This is a genomic window from Jeotgalicoccus nanhaiensis (assembly GCF_015235105.1).
Lineage (GTDB): Bacteria > Bacillota > Bacilli > Staphylococcales > Salinicoccaceae > Jeotgalicoccus > Jeotgalicoccus nanhaiensis.
In genome coordinates this window covers 51,070-69,689 of the sequence record NZ_JADGLW010000006.1, presented here as the reverse complement: position 1 = coordinate 69,689, position 18,620 = coordinate 51,070, and the positions used below count along the sequence as shown (strand labels likewise).

Annotated in this window: 21 protein-coding genes; 20 read left to right on the top strand and 1 reads right to left on the bottom strand. The window is 41.9% G+C overall.

Going from position 1 to position 18,620, the window contains the following annotated elements:
• The first annotated feature begins 122 nt into the window (after nucleotides 1-122).
• The 13 genes from IR135_RS08765 to IR135_RS08705 all read left to right on the top strand — a co-directional run bounded on the left by IR135_RS08765 (nucleotide 123) and on the right by IR135_RS08705 (nucleotide 11,280).
• A complete protein-coding gene (locus IR135_RS08765) occupies nucleotides 123-863 on the top strand; it encodes a GntR family transcriptional regulator (protein WP_318272334.1) in 741 nt (246 codons plus the stop codon).
• 144 nt (nucleotides 864-1,007) lie between these two features.
• Nucleotides 1,008-1,427 (top strand): phosphonate C-P lyase system protein PhnG, encoded by a 420-nt coding sequence (locus IR135_RS08760; protein ID WP_135098645.1) that lies wholly within the window; start codon nucleotides 1,008-1,010, stop codon nucleotides 1,425-1,427.
• 10 nt (nucleotides 1,428-1,437) lie between these two features.
• A complete protein-coding gene (gene phnH / locus IR135_RS08755; protein ID WP_135098643.1) occupies nucleotides 1,438-1,998 on the top strand; it encodes a phosphonate C-P lyase system protein PhnH in 561 nt (186 codons plus the stop codon).
• Nucleotides 1,999-3,078, top strand: coding sequence for a carbon-phosphorus lyase complex subunit PhnI (locus IR135_RS08750; RefSeq protein WP_135098641.1), 1,080 nt, complete (start codon nucleotides 1,999-2,001; stop codon nucleotides 3,076-3,078).
• Nucleotides 3,075-3,926: an alpha-D-ribose 1-methylphosphonate 5-phosphate C-P-lyase PhnJ gene (locus IR135_RS08745; protein ID WP_135098639.1), complete on the top strand. Its 852-nt coding sequence runs from the start codon at nucleotides 3,075-3,077 to the stop codon at nucleotides 3,924-3,926. Before IR135_RS08750 ends, IR135_RS08745 begins: the two co-directional genes overlap by 4 nt.
• Nucleotides 3,913-4,755: an ATP-binding cassette domain-containing protein gene (locus tag IR135_RS08740; RefSeq protein ID WP_135098637.1), complete on the top strand. Its 843-nt coding sequence runs from the start codon at nucleotides 3,913-3,915 to the stop codon at nucleotides 4,753-4,755. Before IR135_RS08745 ends, IR135_RS08740 begins: the two co-directional genes overlap by 14 nt.
• 13 nt (nucleotides 4,756-4,768) lie before the next feature.
• Nucleotides 4,769-5,944 (top strand): phosphonate metabolism protein PhnM, encoded by a 1,176-nt coding sequence (gene phnM / locus IR135_RS08735; protein ID WP_135098635.1) that lies wholly within the window; start codon nucleotides 4,769-4,771, stop codon nucleotides 5,942-5,944.
• Between the two features lie 4 nt (nucleotides 5,945-5,948).
• Nucleotides 5,949-6,653 carry a phosphonate C-P lyase system protein PhnL gene (locus tag IR135_RS08730; RefSeq protein WP_209307410.1) on the top strand — a complete coding sequence of 235 codons (705 nt, stop codon included), beginning with the start codon at nucleotides 5,949-5,951 and terminating at the stop codon, nucleotides 6,651-6,653.
• Nucleotides 6,650-7,468: a PHP domain-containing protein gene (locus IR135_RS08725; protein WP_135098631.1), complete on the top strand. Its 819-nt coding sequence runs from the start codon at nucleotides 6,650-6,652 to the stop codon at nucleotides 7,466-7,468. Before IR135_RS08730 ends, IR135_RS08725 begins: the two co-directional genes overlap by 4 nt.
• Nucleotides 7,469-7,563: 95 nt before the next feature.
• A complete protein-coding gene (locus IR135_RS08720; RefSeq protein WP_135098629.1) occupies nucleotides 7,564-8,631 on the top strand; it encodes a PhnD/SsuA/transferrin family substrate-binding protein in 1,068 nt (355 codons plus the stop codon).
• A gap of 237 nt (nucleotides 8,632-8,868) precedes the next feature.
• The gene (gene phnC / locus IR135_RS08715) at nucleotides 8,869-9,636 is read left to right on the top strand and encodes a phosphonate ABC transporter ATP-binding protein (protein ID WP_167753403.1); all 768 of its coding nucleotides are present in this window, start codon (nucleotides 8,869-8,871) and stop codon (nucleotides 9,634-9,636) included.
• 10 nt (nucleotides 9,637-9,646) lie between these two features.
• Complete coding sequence (locus IR135_RS08710; protein ID WP_135098726.1) at nucleotides 9,647-10,459, top strand: PhnE/PtxC family ABC transporter permease; 813 nt, start codon at nucleotides 9,647-9,649, stop codon at nucleotides 10,457-10,459.
• Nucleotides 10,459-11,280 carry a PhnE/PtxC family ABC transporter permease gene (locus IR135_RS08705; protein ID WP_135098625.1) on the top strand — a complete coding sequence of 274 codons (822 nt, stop codon included), beginning with the start codon at nucleotides 10,459-10,461 and terminating at the stop codon, nucleotides 11,278-11,280. The genes IR135_RS08710 and IR135_RS08705 overlap by 1 nt, the downstream gene beginning before the upstream one ends.
• A gap of 73 nt (nucleotides 11,281-11,353) precedes the next feature.
• On the opposite strand, the gene IR135_RS08700 is transcribed toward IR135_RS08705, so the two are convergent.
• On the bottom strand, nucleotides 11,354-11,620 hold the full coding sequence (locus tag IR135_RS08700; protein WP_115885366.1) for a hypothetical protein: 267 nt from the start codon (nucleotides 11,618-11,620) through the stop codon (nucleotides 11,354-11,356).
• Nucleotides 11,621-11,732: 112 nt separating this feature from the next.
• Between IR135_RS08700 and IR135_RS08695 the strand changes: the two genes are divergently transcribed.
• From IR135_RS08695 to IR135_RS08665, 7 genes are all read left to right on the top strand, one after another.
• On the top strand, nucleotides 11,733-12,572 hold the full coding sequence (locus tag IR135_RS08695; RefSeq protein ID WP_135098623.1) for an alpha/beta hydrolase: 840 nt from the start codon (nucleotides 11,733-11,735) through the stop codon (nucleotides 12,570-12,572).
• Complete coding sequence (locus IR135_RS08690; RefSeq protein WP_135098621.1) at nucleotides 12,572-13,162, top strand: nitroreductase; 591 nt, start codon at nucleotides 12,572-12,574, stop codon at nucleotides 13,160-13,162. The genes IR135_RS08695 and IR135_RS08690 overlap by 1 nt, the downstream gene beginning before the upstream one ends.
• Nucleotides 13,163-13,327, top strand: a complete 165-nt coding sequence (locus tag IR135_RS08685) for a hypothetical protein (RefSeq protein WP_162842315.1) — start codon at nucleotides 13,163-13,165, stop codon at nucleotides 13,325-13,327.
• A gap of 117 nt (nucleotides 13,328-13,444) precedes the next feature.
• The gene (locus tag IR135_RS08680; RefSeq protein ID WP_167753402.1) at nucleotides 13,445-14,797 is read left to right on the top strand and encodes a polysaccharide deacetylase family protein; all 1,353 of its coding nucleotides are present in this window, start codon (nucleotides 13,445-13,447) and stop codon (nucleotides 14,795-14,797) included.
• Entirely contained in the window at nucleotides 14,794-16,089 is a 1,296-nt protein-coding gene (locus IR135_RS08675; protein ID WP_228063472.1) for a putative glycoside hydrolase, read from the top strand. Before IR135_RS08680 ends, IR135_RS08675 begins: the two co-directional genes overlap by 4 nt.
• Nucleotides 16,090-16,369: 280 nt before the next feature.
• Nucleotides 16,370-17,797, top strand: a complete 1,428-nt coding sequence (locus IR135_RS08670) for a purine-cytosine permease family protein (RefSeq protein ID WP_135098619.1) — start codon at nucleotides 16,370-16,372, stop codon at nucleotides 17,795-17,797.
• 129 nt (nucleotides 17,798-17,926) lie between these two features.
• Nucleotides 17,927-18,613, top strand: coding sequence for a DUF421 domain-containing protein (locus IR135_RS08665; protein WP_167753401.1), 687 nt, complete (start codon nucleotides 17,927-17,929; stop codon nucleotides 18,611-18,613).
• The last annotated feature ends 7 nt before the right edge of the window (nucleotides 18,614-18,620 follow it).

The following is an 18,620-nucleotide window of genomic DNA, read 5'->3' as shown; positions in this document are numbered from 1 at the left end:
TAAAGTTCATATTTAGTTTAATATATTGTGTAAAAATATAATAATATTCGGTTATTGATATTATTAGGATGAATTTAAGCGGCCATGTATAATAAATTTATCGTGTCGTAAGGAGCTGAATTGTGTCTTTGAATAATATGGAAATAACAAAAGAAACCTTAATCAGGACGAGAGTTCAGGAAATGATTTTGCAGGGAGAACTCGGACCCGGTGATAAACTGCCGAGTGAAAATGAGCTGGCTGAAGAATACCGGGCGAAGCGGATCGATGCGCGAAATGCGCTGGTGCAACTGGAGAAAATGGGTATTGTTTATGGCAGACAAGGCGTGGGGCGTTTCGTTAATGAACCTTTGCCGACGATTGAATTTGCTGTTACAGGCACGACGAGCTTTTCTGAAAAAATGAAGGAGCAGAATATCCCGTACGAAAGCCGGATTATTTACGCCGATTATGCCTCTGAAAAAGAACGGGAATATTACAGTAAGTCACTCGGAACAGCGGATCACGTAAAAATATTTAAAGTGGCGCGTCTTAGAATTGTCAATGAAGTTCCCTGTGCGATTCACAGCTCTTACATAAGGGAAGACCTGTTTCCGGATATATACAGCGATAAAGATAGTCTGCAGTCCGTTTACACCTATTTTAAAACTTCAGGACACGAGCAGTTAAGCAGTAAAGATCGCATTATCTCTACTCAATTTCCGACACTGGAAGAGATGAAGATTTTAAACTGCAGTGAACTCGTTCCTTTGCTGGTCTTTGAAACAGATACCTATGATAAGCAGACGGGTGATTGTCTGGAGCGGGTAAAAATATTATACAGAAGCGATTTGTTTAAACATCAGCTGTCAGATGAGAGCTGAGACCGGAACTCAAGAGTTCCGGTCTTTTTTTATGCAGTCATCCTGAATTAACAATTATCAATCCAACGTTTACATTCCTTTACCAATACTTAAAGTCCACCTGCTTGGCAACAAGTTAGGATTAATTCATAAGGAGGTTGTGACATGGACAGAAAATTATGGACACGTATTTTTTCCAAGTACGGCAGAACAGAGGCGATCGATTTCTATAACAATTTTAAAGAAGCATTGGACTTCGAAATCATCAGTGAGCCGAGTGAAGGTCTGGTTATGATGAAGACGAGAGAACATGCGAAAAATTCTTTATTTTATATGGGTGAAGTGCTGATTACTGAAACAAAAATCAGACATGGCTCAACTGTAGGCACGGGTCTCGTGAAAGGTTCGGATAACGAATTGTCGGAGGCTATGGCTTTTATCGATTTAAGTTTTAAACTGGACAAATTTACAGCGGAGTTAAATGACATTTTAAAATCGCTTAAAAATATTGAAGCAAATGATATTGCAGAAAAAACAGAGAAAATTTTGCAAACTAAAGTCAGCTTCGAAATGATGAACGACTAGGAGGATAACGGTGAATACAATTGTACATACAACACAGCAGATCTACCGTCAGCTGATCAATGCGGCAAGCCGGCCGGGGCATGTTGAAATAATAACTGAAGATGTTAAGAATTATACGGGTTTCAGCAATGCGGCACTGCTGACTGCTATGACCTTATTCGATAATGAAATCTCATTTTATTCAGCAGATAAAACGATGCGGCAAGAATTAAAAGTATTAACCGGCGGTCTTCCGAATAAAGATTATTCGTCAGCAGATTTTTTAGTGACTAAAGAAGCAGATTTAAAAGCGGAGTATTTTAAGGAAGTGATGAAGGGTGTGTTAATTTCTCCTGAAAAGTCAGCAACGCTGCTAATCGATATAGAAAGTATCGGCAAAGGGCAGGCTTATCGCCTCAGCGGTCCCGGTATTAAAGAGTCGACAGATATTCAATTATCTTTCCCGAGCAGCTGGTTTGCACTCAGAAATGAAGTCTGCAAAGAGTTTCCGCTCGGCATCGATTTAATACTGACCGATAAAGAAAATAATACGGTGGTCATTCCGAGAACGACAAAAGTGGAGGTGCTTTAAATGGGTTACGTTGCGGTTAAAGGCGGCGCACATGCTATCAATAACTCGGTGATTTTATATAAAAACAGACGGCTTGAAGATGGAGCCGACATCGATGTTGAAAATATTAAAACAAATATGCGCCAGCTGATCAACCAGGTCATGAGCGAAGCGAGTTTTTATGACCGTGATATAGCGGCACTCGCAATCAAGCAGGCGGAAGGAAATATGGAAGAAGCAGTGTTCCTGATGCGTGCGCATCGTTCGACCTTACCGAGATTATATTATTCAACGGTAACGGACACGAGAGAAATGTTCGTTGAACGCCGCGTGTCTGCGAGCTTTAAAGACATACCGGGCGGACAGATCCTCGGTGCCACTTCAGACTTCACCCACCGCCTTTTAGATGATTCATTAAAAGAAGTGACAGACGGACCTCGAGAATCGGTGGATTGCAAAGAGATTCCGTTTAATTATGACCTCGATAAACTGCCGAAAGTCATCGATTATTTAGAGGAAGAAGGGCTCTTCGTTCGTGAACCGGAAAATAATGATGAACCGGACGATATTACGAAAAAGGCGATCGAGTATCCGAGTACGAGAAGTCAGAGACTGCAGGCATTAACCCGCGGCCAGACTGGTGCAGTGACGTCGCTCGGCTATGCTGAAATTCGAGGTTACGGGATTGCTTCCCATCCGAATATAGGAGAATGCCGTGTCGGCCAGCAGCCTGTTCATGTCGATTTAGATGATGATTACGGCGAGTATTTTATTGGTGATTATGAAGTCACTGAAATAGACGGTTTTATGCCGGACTTAGATGAAGATGATTCGGATGCCGGTGAAAAAGATCTGATGATTAAAATCGGCTACGGTCTTGTCTTTGGCCAAAATGAAACGAAAGCCATCGCCATGAGCGTATTGGATTACAGTCTCGAGCATCCGGAACCGGGTGTCGCTACGAGTGATGATGAATTTGTTTTATATCATATTGATTCAGTTGAATCGACAGGTTTTGTTTCACACTTAAAACTGCCGCACTACGTTACATTCCAATCAAAACTCGACCGTATGCGTCAGGGCAAGGAGGAAAGACAGTGAGTCAGAACTTCGCATTTTTAGATGAACACTCAAAAAAAGAAATACGCAGAAAAACATTAAAAGCAATCGCAATTCCGGGCTATCAGGTACCATTTGCGTCACGTGAACTGCCGATTGCCAGAGGATGGGGAACAGGCGGCCTGCAGCTGACGCTGTCACTCGTCGGCCGGGAAGATATTTTAAAAGTTATCGACCAGGGCTCGGACGAATCCGTCAACGCTGTTAATATCCGCAATTTAATACAGAGCACAACAGGCGTAAAAGAAACCATTCATACATCGGAAGCCTCACTGATTCAGTCGCGTCACAGAATCCCGGAAGTTCCGCTGAAGCCTTTTCAGATTTTAGTGCTGCAGGTGCCGATGCCGGAACCGTTAAGAACCGTTGAAGTCAGCGAGCGCAAAACAAAAATGCTGCACGGTGATAAAGAATACAGCGGAGCATTTATAAAATTATTTGAGCAGATTATGAAATACGGCCACATTACAGATGATGCCGACTATCCGGTCATGGTAAATGACCGCTATGTTATGGCACCGAGCCCGATTCCGAGATTTGATAATCCGAAGATGAACTACAACGAAGGACTTATTCTCCTCGGTGCCGGGCGTGAGAAGAAAATTCACGCCGTACCGCCGTACACCAAAGTGGAATCACTCGCTTTTGAAGATTATCCATTTGAAGTTGAACAATTTGAAGATAAAGTCTGCCGCAAGTCAGGTTTAACCGGCGTCTACATGGATGAACTTCAGGACGAGAAAACAGGAGAAACGTACTACCTGACCAACGATACGAGCTACATGCTTGAGAAGCTGAACGAGGAGGCTGTGAACAATGCCGGCAAATGATGAAGTTGTATTGTCATTGAGAGATTTATCGAAAAAATTTGGCAGCGGCTGTGACTATTGCAGGGAAACTGATGCCGAACTGCAAAAAAATATGTGTCCTGAATGCCATACAGTGTATGCAGTGAGGAACGCGTCACTCGACTTGTATAAAGGTGAAATTCTCGGCATTGTCGGTGAGAGCGGCAGCGGGAAAAGCACTTTAATGAAGACGCTGTACTTTGATCAGGAAGCGACTGGCGGTGAATATATACTGCCAGGTGACGCGAGCATTGAAGGCAATGCCTTCGACGTCTCCAGCCAGAAAAAGAGACAGATCCGCAACGAGCAGCTCGGTATGGTGTATCAGAACCCGCTTCAGGGTTTAAAGATGGATTTTTCATCGGTGACTAATATCGCAGAAAAACTGATTGCGAGCGGAAACCGCAACGTCGGGCAGATGACAGACCGGGCAGATCACTTCCTTGAGAAAGTTAACATTGCGCTCAGCCGTAAATACGAAGCACCGAAAAATTTCTCCGGCGGTATGCAGCAGCGCGTGCAAATCGCTAAGGCGCTGTCGAATTACCCGCCGATATTATTGCTGGATGAAGTTACAACCGGCCTCGACTTATCAGTGCAAGCAGATGTGCTGGAATTAATTAAAGAAATTCAGCGCGACATGGGTGTCAGTATGATTGTCGTATCTCACGACCTTGCGATTATCCGCATGCTCTGTGACCGGACCATAGTTATGCTTGACGGCCGGGTCATCGAGCACGGAATTACCGATCAGATTCTGGAAGACCCGCAGCATAAATATACTCAGCAGTTAGTTTACTCAATCTTATAAGAGGTGACAATTTTTGATTATTATAAACAGCAGCGTCATAACAGAGACAGAAATTTTAGAAAATCATGCAGTCGTGGTCGAAGGTGACACAATTAAAACAATTATCCCAATGGCAGAGGCGGATACTGAAGGTCATCAGAGAGTTATCGATGCTAAAGGCGGTTATGTGACTGCAGGATTTATCGATATTCATTCCGATTATATTGAAGGCATTATTGCACCGCGTCCAACGACAGTAATGGATTTTAATATCGGTATAAAAGAGTCGGAAAGAATTTTAAGCTCGCACGGCATTACAACAATGTTTCATTCTTTATCGATATATAAACAGGATTTATTCGGACACAAACCGGTCAGGCAGCCGGATAATGTGGATAAACTGATTCATGCAATCCACCGCACGCATTCTGAGAAACACTTAATCCGTCACCGTCTGCATGCGCGTTTTGAGCTGGATTCACTCGGCATGGTCAGCACCATCAAAGACCATATTGAAAAAGGGCGTGTCCATCTCTTGAGTTTTATGGATCACACACCCGGTCAGGGACAGTACCGCGATATTGAAAAGTACCGTCACACGATGAAAGGCTACCAGGATCTTTCTGATGAAGAAATTAATAAACAGATTGAAAATAAAAAAGAAATGAACAGACTGTCAGTTGAAGAAATGGAAACGATGTCGGAACTGGCACGTTCAAAAGGCATCGCAGTGGCATCTCATGACGATGATGCAACAGAGAAAATTGATTTTAATGAAACGCTGGCAACGACGATCAGCGAATTTCCAATCACGATGGAAGTTGCAAAATACGCTCACGGCAAGGGCATGTATACGCTCGCCGGAGCACCTAACATTATGCTCGGCGGTTCGCACTCGGGTAATTTAAACGCAAAAGACGCAATCATGGAAGGGTGCGTATCCATTCTCTGCAGCGACTATTACCCGCCTGCCATGCTTCACTCTGTATTTAAGTTAAACAAAGAAGCAGGCTATCCGCTCGTTGACGGCTTCAAACTAATTACGCTGAATCCAGCCCAAGCAGTGCAGATGGACGATGAAATTGGTTCGGTTGCACCAGGTAAAAAAGCGGATTTAAACGTCATAAGAATTTTCGACGATTATCCGACTATTACAGAATGTATTGTTAACGGAAAAATTGTCAGCCAGTACCACTACCGGATAGATTAGGAGGATAACTATGATTAAAATAAATGATTTCAGCAAATCATTCACCATTCACCATCTGAATCAGACAAGAGAAGCAGTCAGCGGGGTATCGTTCGATGTAGAAAAAGGCGAGTTTCTCGGTATTGTCGGCGAAAGCGGCAGCGGTAAATCGACTATATTAAAAAGTATTTACGGCACTTATAAACCGACGACAGGTACTGTGAATTACGATTCCGAGAATTTCGGCTCCGTCGATCTGCATAATATATCAGACAGAGCACTGATTAAACTGCGCACGAAAGAAATCGGCTATGTATCTCAATTTTTAAAAGTTATGCCGCGTACAACAACGCTTGAGCTTGTTATTAATTCAATGCTTGAAATGGGCGTCGATAAAGACAGCGCCGCGGTAAAAGCTGAAGAAACACTCAGACACTTCGATATTCCAAAAGCACTGTGGCATAACTATCCAAACACTTTCAGCGGCGGGGAGAAACTGCGTTTAAATATCGCATGTGCAGTCGTTAAAAATCCGCGTCTTCTGCTGCTCGATGAGCCTACAGCATCGCTTGATGAGAAATCGAAACTGAAAGTCAGAGAAACAATCTCAAAACTGATCGATAATGGTACAACTTTGATCGGCATTTTTCACGATCTGGAATTTATGGACGGCTTATGCACAAAAGTATATGACATGAATACGAAAATGCTCGAGGAGCGTGCGGTATGACGGACAAAATAGATCTGCATGTGCACAGCAGCTTTTCCGATGGTAAAGATAGTGTAAATAAAGTACTGGATCTGGCAAAAGAGAGAGATGTTAAAATGTTAAGCTTCGTCGATCACGACACAAATCTGACATACAATGAAGCGTTACCATATGCAAAACGTCTCGGTATCGACTTAATTCCGGGCATAGAAATCTCAGCTTACGATTTTAAACGCAGGAGAAAAGTACACGTTTTAGGATATAACTATGATTTGGATGCAACGAATATTAAAAAATTAACGGAGCCTTTACAAACGAGGCGTCATCAGCATTCTTTGGAACAAATTAAAAAAATCGAAGATTACGGTATTGATGTAGATATGGATGAAGTGAAAAAAAGCGTCGGACCGGCCGGCATCATATATAAGCAGCATATTATGCACGCAATATGTGATGACCATTACACTTGCCCGAAATATACAACCAAGTACCGGACTCTCTTTAAGAACAACGGTCCTGCTGCAGGAGATATCGAGTATATCGACTATATCGAAGCGCTGAAGGCAATTAAACAGGACAAGGGCCTCGCAGTCATTGCTCATCCCGGTCAGCTGCACAGTTATGAACTGATTGAGGATAACTATGAACTAATCGACGGAATAGAAAAATATCATCCGGATCACGGTCCCGCTGATTATGAAAAAATCGATGCTGTGTGTGAGAAATATGACCTGTTCATTACAGGAGGATCAGATTATCACGGAGATTTCGGAGCAACTGCTGAGATTGGTATAGACAGCGGATTATTAAAGGAAACAACCCAATTATTTAGATAGTATAAACATGTGTTAAATAGACGTAAAGTGCATTTACTTGCCTTCTAAAATCATTTTAAATTAATCATGTAAATAAAACTTAAGGGAGTTTGAAAATGAAAAAGTTAATGAATGTTTTTCTTGGTTCAGCTTTTGTCTTAGCGCTTGCAGCATGCGGCGGAGAAGGAGATACACAGACAGAAGACGGTTCTGCAGATGCTGCTTCGGGCAGTGATGAGCCTCTAAGTGTCGTCTGGTATCCAAACGAATCCGGCAATGAACTTGCTGATGCACGCGAAGAAATTGGAGCGATTTTAGAAGAAGCGACAGGCAGAGAAGTAGAACATGAACTGACTACAGACTATGCAATAGCCATCGAGAGCATTGTTAATGATAATGCAGACCTCGCATTTACAGGTGCAGAAGGATACATACAGGCTAAGGAACGCAATGACAATATCGAACCATTGGCGGTGCCGTCAGGACCGTCAGGAACTGAAGAAGATGCTTTATACTACAGCTGGTTCGCTACTAAAGTCGATAACATGGAAAAGTATGAAACAGGCGAAGGCGAATACTCAATTGAAGAATTCCCGGGAAGCAACTTTTCATTTGTCTCAACTTCATCAACATCAGGTTTCAGAGTACCAACGTCAACGATTTTAAATGAATTTACTGAAACTGAAGAATATGCAGACTTAACAGAAGAAGATTTAGCTGAAAGCGGACGTTTCTTTGAGCAGGTAATGTTCGGTAACACTCATCAGGGTTCTGCAGTCAACTTAATTAACGAGAGAGCAGATGTTGCAGCTTTCTGTGACACTTGTGTTGAGAACTACGTAGAACTTGCAGAAGGCGAAGAAAATACAGCAGGTGCGATTTACGAAGTATCTGAAGGTGCAGCAGACCCATTCTCCAATCTTGCTGGAGAGCAATTTGGAATCATCTCGGCAACACCGGTACTGAATGCACCGTTTATTGGTAACGTAAGCACTTTAGGTGAAGAAACATTCAATGAAATTCAGGAAGTTCTTGCTTCTGATGAAGTTGCAAATAACGAAAAGATTTTCGTTCCTGAAGATGCAGAAGAAGGCGGATTATTTACCAAGTCAGCGGACGAGCGTTTTGTAGTTGTTGAAGATGAATGGTTCAACCCGATTAGAGAACTCAACTCAGGAAACTAAATTGAAAATTTAAACCGGCATCCAACGATATAAAATTTATTCATCTGAGAGGGGATTTCCCCTCTTTTTAATTAGGAGGCATCTTCCATGGCGGTGGAACATAAAACAAAAGAAGTAACAAAAAATAGAACAGATTTTAACAAGAAGGAAACAGATGAAGTACTGATCTCTTTTGATGAAGATATAGAAGTTACAGGTAACGAAGTCGAAACCGCATCGAAAAAAGAGCTTAAAGAAATGCCTGTAATCATGTCGATTGAAAATCTGAATAAGGAATACTCAAAAGGCAAGTCGGTGCTTAAAGAAATTAATTTCAATATTAAGCAGGGTGAATTATTGTCGATTATCGGTCCGTCTGGTGCCGGGAAGTCTACGTTACTTCGTTCGATAAACCGCATGATAGAGCCGACGTCGGGTAAGATTACGTTCGATGGCAAAAACATTACCAGTGTTAAAGGAAAAGAATTGAGACATATGAGAACGAATATTGGGATGATCTTCCAGCATTATAATCTGGTCGACCGTTTGTCGGTCTTTGAAAATGTGATGCACGGCACCTTAGGTTATAAAAACAGCCTGCAGGGCATTTTCTCAATGTATACAGAATCAGAGAAAGAGGAAGCCCTGGATATTATTACGGAACTGGGTATTCAGGACCACATTTACAAGCGCTGTGATGAACTGTCTGGCGGTCAGAAGCAGCGTGTCGGTATCGCACGTGCCCTGGTGCAAAAACCTAAAATTATTCTCTGTGACGAGCCGATAGCTTCACTGGATCCGAGTTCTTCAAGAGTAATTATGGATCATCTCAGAAAAATATGCAGTGAAAAAGGCATTACGGTAATCGTTAATCTGCATCAGGTGGATGTTGCTAAAAATTACTCGGACCGTATTATCGGCTTAAACAGCGGTCAGGTAGTCTTTAACGGCCATCCGGCTGAAATTGATAAAGAAGTCATCCAGTCGATTTACGGTACGGATTTTGATGACTTAATTACGGAGTAGGTGATTAATGATGAGCAAAACAAATACGTTAAACGTTAATGAAATAAATATTATTCAGAAGAAGAATCTTTATTTATTGCTGACAGTCGTCGTCATTGTCGGACTGATTATGCTCGCGAGCTACATTACCGAATATAATCATATAGAAGGCGTGCTGTCGATTCCTGCAGCAGCGTCATGGATGGCCAGCAACATATGGTTTTCATCGTCGACACTGGCAAATCTCGGCAGTGTAATGCGTCTTTTATGGGAAACAATTTTAATTTCAATTGTTTCCACAACGACAGCTGCAATATTTGCTGTTGTATTTGCTCTCATGGGCTCAAAATTGACTTATATTAACAAACCGTTAATGCTGGCAGCAAAAATAATTGCTTCAATATCACGTAATATTCCGGTCGTTGCCTGGGCATTAATTTTAGTCATCAGTTTTGGAACGAACTCAATGACCGGATTCCTGGCCTTATTTTTCGGTTCATTCGGATTTTTAGTCAGAGCTTTTGTAGAAACAATCGATGAAGACAGCAAAGATTCCGTGGAAGCATTGAAAGCAACAGGAGCTACATACTGGCATACGATATTTAAAGCGGTACTGCCGGGTAGCATGCCGCAGATGTTCAGCTGGATTTTATTTATGATTGAAACGAATATACGCAGTGCGACGCTCGTCGGACTTTTAACAGGAACGGGTATCGGCTACTTATTCGATCTGTATTATAAACAGCTGAATTATGAAATGGTATCACTGATTACATTGGCAATCGTCCTCGCGGTCCTTGTGATTGAAGCAATATCAAACATCATCAGAAGGGAGATTTTATAATGACTGCTCTTGTTGAACGTAATAAAAATGGCTGCATTAAGGTCTCTAAACCCAGCAGAGGACAAAGAGTTTTAAAGGGATTATTAATCGGTTCAGCAATATTCACGGTTATCGGATTCTTTATTATGGATTACGCAGGCCTGGATTTAACACAGGCCATTCCGATGACACTCGATAATCTCGGGCAGATGTTTTTATCTCCGAGTTTAAATAACACAACCTGGTCAAATGCGCTGTGGCAAGTGACAATCACTTTATCACTTGCGTTTTTATCGACTATTTTAGGAGCAGTAATTTCACTGTTTTTAGCATTTGGGACAGCTGTTAATCTGTCAAAACCGTGGGTCAGCAACACGATTAAAGCATTTATTACTGTCGTTCGTGCGGTGCCGACTGTGCTCTGGGTCTTAATATTTGCGATTGCAGCGGGCTTAGGCTCTGTGGCAGCGGTAATCGGTATGATTTTCCACTCCATTGCATATCTGGTTAAAGCATACTCGGAAGCTTTTGAAGAAGTAGACGAAGGTAAAATTGAAGCGCTGCGTGCTTCCGGCGCAAGTTATTTTCATATTCTGTTCCAGGTCATCGTGCCGCAGACGAAAAGCTTTTTAATTTCGTGGACATTCCTGCGCTTTGAAATTAATTTCGGAGTAGCAGTTGCTATGGGTGCAGCCGCCGGAGCAGGCGGTATCGGTTACGAATTATTCATGGCGAGCACCTTCTACTATGATATGCAGGAAGTCGGGGCGATTACACTTATTATTCTGGTCGTAGCGATTATTTTAGAATTGTTTGCGAATAAATTAAAAGTAAATGCATAGAAACTCTTTAAGCTTAAAAAATCGCACTTGACTCCTCCGGGAGAACAAGTGCGATTTTTAAATTGGTTAAATTTTATATAAAGAAAACCATATGTATCAGCGTCGGAATAACAAAGCTGCCGATAAAAATCATATAGTAAAGATCCGGACGGTCACCTTCTTTTGCAAATTTATGTGCAAGCATTCTGAACACTACTGATGCGACGAAGGCAAAAATAACGAAAGCAAAAAAACCGGTCGTATAATAAATGAAATTAAAGTAAATTAATGCGACAAACATAATTAGATATAAGAGAAAGCCGCATGTAAATGAGAGTATATATTTTTTCTGACTGGACATAATAGCACCTTTATAATTAGTATTACCATCAATAATATATTAACCTTTTAAGATATGCAATTTCCCGGCGGAAAGGTTATAATTTCAAGTAACAGAGATTGGAGAGATGATTATGTCATTTGTAAAGTACATTGAGTCGAAAGACGGAACGCTGCTTTATGCGAAAGTACAGACGACAGAAGTGCCTGAAACAGCGAAGGCGACAATCATTATTGTCCATGGTCTTGCGGAACATTTGGGAAGATATGATGATATCGCAAGTGTGCTGATGCAAAAAGGATTCAATGTCATCCGCTATGATCAGCGCGGACACGGTCATTCTTCCGGCGAAAATACTTTTTATTCAAAAGTTGATGAGATTACAGATGATCTCGGTGCTATAGTACTCTATACAAGAAAGCTTCTGCCGCAGCAGCAGGTTTTCGTTATCGGCCACAGCATGGGGGGCTATACAGCTGCTCTATACGGCACCAAGTATCCGCGAAAAATTGACGGGTATGTTACATCCGGCGCGCTGACACGCTATAACCACGAATTGTTTGCGGGCATTCCTGTCGGGCTCGACAGCAACGATTATATTAAAAATGAACTGGGCGAAGGACTATGCAGTACAGAAATTGTTCTTAAACATTACGTTGAGGATGCGCTGAATAAAAAGGAGATATCTGTCGGACTGATCCGGACGCTTGAAAAAGGTATCGAGTATTTAAAACTTGAAGCTCGAGATTTTAAAGATCCAGTGCTTATTCTTCACGGAGAGAACGATGGGCTTGTAGCTGTTCAGGATTCAGTGGAATTTCATGATGAAATATCTTCAGAAGATAAACAATTAATCATTTACCCTGAACTCGAGCATGAAATATTTAACGAATTTACTATGAAGACAGAAATTTTCAATACTGTCATCAGCTGGATCGAAGAACGTCTGAAAAGTGCGGAGGAAGAAAAATAATGAATATTACAGATGCGATACAAACGAGGCGGAGTATAAAAATATTTAAGGATATTGAACCGGTTAGTAAAGAGGTTGTTGAACAGCTGCTCCAGGCGGCGATTATGGCTCCTAACCATCATCATACCGAGCCGTGGAAGTTTTTTGTGCTGCAGGGAGACGGACGGCTTCCCCTCTCGCGTGTGCTTGCTGAATGGGCAAAAACGCGGGTGGATGATCCTGCAAGCGAAGCGGGACAGAAACGCATTAAAAAAATCAGCGGGAAGCCGCTTATTGCACCCACGGCAATTGTCGTTGCACTGAGTCCAAAACAGGACAGTAAAAAAGCAATTTACATTGAAGATGTGTCGGCGGTTTCCGCTGCAGTCCAGAACATTCTTCTTGAAGCACACGGTCTTGGCCTCGGTGCAATCTGGAAGAGCGGTCCGGCATATTATGCCGCTCCCGTTAAAAATTACTTTAAACTGACGGATGAGGAAGAAATTTTAGGTGTTATTTTCGTCGGGGAATCGGATATGAAGAAAAACCCGGAACCTAAACGAATTCCTTTTGAAGAGAAGACCGTATGGATTACAGAGGATGAGAAGTAAATGAAAAAAGCAGCCATTCTCTTATTTTTAACAGCGACTCTGCTGATGTTCAGCGTGGGTACTCTTATTCCTGTGGAGTATAACTTTATCGTGTACCTGGCAGTGTTGATATTATTCATTGCGGGGATGTACTGCAGTGTAAGTATTGATCCGGATTCCAAGTGAAATAAGTGTAAAATATGCATTTTTTATATTTAAGAGGGTAACTTCATTATATGGAGCTGCCCTTTTTTATATTGGAGGAATATTTTATTAAGTAAATTTGGAAAGCGGGTGTTATCGATGAGGAAATACATAATAGTTATGCTGTTTACTGCAGCTGCGGTCATACTTGGTGCCTGCGGTAGTCCGGAAAATAAAGTCTTATCAAACATTGAAACTATTGAAGAAAATACTGTGCCGGCACTGACCGACACCATTCAGAACATTATTGACCGTGAAGCGGAAATGTCCGCTTTGTTTAATACTTCGGTGACTGATGAAGAGCTGTCTGACTTTAAAAATGACCAGTCACCGCTCTATGAAAACCTAAACCAGCGCAGTGAACTGGCAGCAGGTCTCACGGAGATTGAAGAGGAACTGAAGAGTATGTCAGAAAATATCGGTTCTGCCGATGTCAGCGAAAGCGAAGAACTGAAAGAAGAACAAGTCCAGCAGTTAGCGGAAACAGTAGAGAAGCTTGGTGAAAGTATTAAGAATGTGCGGGAGGGCTATGAAAATGTCAGCAGTACAGAAACTGCCTTTTTTGAATCTCTTGCAAGCGAGAATGCTGATTATAATACATTGAATGAAGGCATCACGGAAGTTAATGAAGTTCACGGGGAAGTCGCAGCATACTATCAGTCGATTAACGAGCAGCTGCAGGCATTTCAAAACGGCAGTAATGAGATGAAGAACGCACTTGGTGAAAAGACGGCAGGCAGTGAAAAATCAGCACAGGTAGAGACTGGGACAACTGACGTAAAAACAGAAGAGAGCACACCTCAAAAACTGTATACGGTAGACCCGGAAACGTCTGCGATAGTGCCGTCTTCGGAGGAAGCTGAACCGGCTGCGGTACTGCTTACGATAGACGATGCTCCGGATGAAAATGCAGTAGCTATGGCTCATACATTAAAAGAACTCGATGCCCCTGCCATATTTTTTGTTAACGGCATGTTTATCGAGTCGGAAGAGGGACAGGAAAAGCTGAAAGAAATTCATGAGCTGGGCTTTGAAATCGGCAATCATACTTATAACCATTTTAATATGCAGGAGATCACTCCTGAAGATACTGCACTTGAAATAATCGATACAAGCGACCTGATTGAAGAAGCGGTCGGGGAGCGGCCGAAATATTTCAGAGCTCCGTTCGGGGTCAACAGTGAAGCATCCATCAGTACAGCGGAAAAAGAAAACATGACAGTTATGAACTGGACATACGGTTTTGACTGGGAGCCTGAGTACCAGGAAGCGGGAGCGCTCGCGGATATTATGGTAAATACTGAGATGCTCGGCGATGGGGCAAACTTGCTAATGCATGACCGTACATGGACCAGCGAGGCGCTTCGGGATATAGTTAACGGTCTTAGAGACAAAGGCTATACACTGATTGATCCGAAAACAATCGATACTGAAGGCGGGGTGACTGAATGAGCACGAGAAAATTTTTAATTATGGTCGGAGGAATTCTTGCAGTACTGTTTTTACTGCTTGCGCTGGCAATCAGAGGAGAGACAGGCAGCGGTGAGCCTGAAACTGCAGAAGAGACAGCGGCAGAAAACGCTGCAGAGGAAAGTGAAGGTGAAAGCACGGCACCGGAAGAAACAGAAAAGCCTCTTGCTGAGCTGGATTTAAATGACGGTCCTCTGTATGCGCTTAATGAGGATACAACACCTGTATTTCAGCATCAGTCCGGTGTTGATATTGCTTATCCAAAAGAAGGAGTAAAAGGTATATTTGTCACTGCTTTTTCCGCAGGCGGAGAGAGGATGCAGGAATTGACAGAACTCGTCAATAATACGGAATTAAACTCTATGGTTATCGACGTTAAAGAAGATATCGGCGATATTATGATGCCGCTCGACGTCGATAATGAAGTTGCACAGGCCCACATGTATGATTATGTTAATCCGGAAGCATTGATGGAGACACTTGAAGATAACGAGATTTATCCAATCGCGCGTATTGTTGTCTTTAAAGATTCGAGACTTGCTGCGGAACGTCCGGATTTATCTTATCAAAACAGCGATGGAACAGTATGGCAGAACGGGAGCGGAGAAAGTTTTGTCAATCCGTTTGTTAAGGAAGTCTGGGATTATAATGTGGACATTGCCATAGAAGCAGCCAAGCTCGGATTTAAAGAAATTCAGTTTGACTACGTGAGGTTCCCAGAAGCATTTGAAACTCTATCTTCTGAACTTACTTATGATTTTGGAGAGTATGCAGATACCGAAGCTGATGAGGTGCAGCAGAGAGTAAATGCTGTAACGGACTTCGTCGCTTATGCGAATGAACAGCTAAAACCTTATGATGTCGATGTATCAGTAGATGTTTTCGGCTATGCAGCTACCCAGCAGGAAGCGCCGGGGATTGGCCAGAACTTCTCTCAAATTGCCGATAATGTTGATATTATATCATCGATGATATACCCGTCGCACTGGGGCGCAGGTGCATTTGGCTTTGATACGCCGGATACAGAACCGTACGAAGTAGTTAACCAGTATATGAAAGTGGAAAATGAAGTGCTTGGGAAGCTTGAAGAACCGCCGAAATCGAGACCTTGGATTCAGGACTTTACTGCTTCATATCTCGGACCGGGTAATTATATAAATTACGGAGCGGCAGAAGTGGAGGCCCAGATTGAAGCATTAAAAGATAATGGTGTGGAAGAATATTTATTATGGAATGCTCAAAATACTTACTCTGAAGGGGCGAAATACAAATAAATTTCATGAAAGAACCTTGCCGGGAAAAGCCAGTTCCGGCAAGGGTTTTTGTGTATATATACTGTATGAATTTTAGTGCATTATTTCAAATAGATTATGCATTTTGAAATTAAATTTCAATAAGAATATAGTGGTATACTTTCATTTTAATTGTCAATATACATATTATGTCGACTATATAGTGTAAAAATATACATAAGAGCTTGATTTCTTCGCGAAAAGAGTGTATAGTGTAAAAGTCGCCTTAATATAAAGTTTCATAAGATTGGAGAGGATAATTATGAGGTCTGAGGAAACAGCAGATCAGCAGATTGAAACGACCGAGAGTGACCACTCATTATCTAAAGTTCCATATAACGAACGTAAAATGGGATGGCTCAGTATTACCAACATTACTTTTGGTATTGCTACAGCAATATTCTACTTCCAAATAGGGAGTGTTATGGCACTGCAGTTCGGTGCAATTAATGCTCTGATATCAGCAGCATACGCAATTATCGTTGCAGGTATCATGGGTACAGTTATCGTTTACCTGTCAGCACGATCGGGAATGAACGTAAACTTAATGTCGCGGGGCGGAGGCTTCGGCTACATAGGTGCGTCATTAACATCTTTAATATATGCTTCTAACTTTATTATGTACTGTGCACTTGAAGGTATGATTCTCGTGTTTGCAGTACACGAATTCTTCCCTGTAATTCCTGTATGGCTGCTCATAGTCGTATTTGGAACACTCGTTATTCCACTTAACTGGTTCGGAATTAAACAGCTCGATAAATTACAAAAATGGTCATTGCCAATATTCTTTGTGTTTTTAATTACAGCAATCGTAGTGTCATTCATGACACCGTCACAATATGACGGCGCATTCTGGACTTATATGCCGGAAGGAATGCAGGTCGGCGGAACAGCACTGTTATTATGTATTGGTATGCAGCACGGAATCATAGGACTGACTGCACTTATAGCATCAGACTACGCACGTTTCTTAAAGCCGAGCCACATTAAAGGCGGATCAGTTGCAATCGGGTTTATTCCGCAGATTTTCTGTTACGGTGTAATGGGCGGACTTGGTATATGGTTTGGAGTGCGTTTAAATGAACCGAACCCGGGTGTATATATCGTACACTTATTAGGTATCGGCGGTGCATTATTCACAATGCTCACACAGGTCCGTATTAATGTAACTAACATCTACAGCAGTTCTTTATCATTATCAAACTTCTTTGAAAACGTTGTAAACTTTAAACCAGGCCGCAGATTCTGGGTCGTGGTTGCAGGTGTTGCAGCAATGGTATTAATGCTCGGCGGTATTACCGATCATTTAGATGCAGCATTAACATTCCAGGGTGTCTTTCTGATGTCATGGGCAGCGATTTTGGTTACTGATTTCCTCGTAGTAAAACGGATGATGAAAATTGGGCCCGGCTACTATGAAGAACGCCAGGAATATTTATATAAATGGAATCCAGTGGGTGTCTGGTCTCTGATTATTTCAAGTCTGCTGGGAACAATTGCAGCACTTGGCTACATGGGTCCATTCATGCAAAGTACAGCAGCATTCTTTGCGGCACTGCTGGCAGCGGTACTAACAATCGTTATTGCTTATATTACTAAAGGTAAGTATTATCTGAACGATAATGCAAAGAAAATCAATGACATTGATGAAAGAGATATTCTCGTGAAATCAAAAGCGGGAGCAAAATAATAGAATACAGAACAAAGGAGGCGGTTTCCTAAAGGAAGCCGTCTCTTTTTGTTTTGAATACATAAGCAGGGGTACTTCTATAAGTGCAGGGAAATATTTTAGCATTTAAGAATGAAGCGAGGTAGGAAAATGGAAGATATACTGATGTATGCAATGAAATTAACTTTAGGTTTAATAGGAGTCATGATTGTACTCAGATTGATGGGGAAGAAGGAACTGGCTCAAGTTACTCCGCTTGATTTCGTTTATGCTCTGATACTCGGAGGCATTATAGAAGAATCACTGTACGATGCGACTGTGCCTGTTTATGAGATGCTGTTCTCTATATTTTTCTGGGCATTGCTTATATTTATTTTAGAAAAATTCGCTTTAAAAAGCCGGAGATTTAAAAGTATTTCACAAGGAGATCCCCAGCTGCTGATAAATGAAGGTCAGTTAAACAGAAAGATGATGGATGACAATAATATGGATGTTGATGAAGTCCGCATGCTTCTGAGAATGAAAGATGTATTTTCTCTAAGTCAGGTAAAATACGGGATACTGGAAGAAAGCGGGGAGCTTTCAGTCATGCAGTATGCACGTGAAGAAGCGCCGACACGCGGTGAAATGATGGAAAAATACAGCGAAAACCTACTCCCGCAGCTCCTGATAGATGGAGGAAAGGTCGAGCATCAGAGGCTTAAAAACATTAATCGCGATGAAGCATGGTTAAGAGAGAACATCAAAAAAGAAACCGGAACGGATTTGGAAGACGTATTTTTCGCAGAGTGGGATGAAGAGAATGGCTTTTTTGTACAAAAGAATGAGGATAAATAAATGAAAC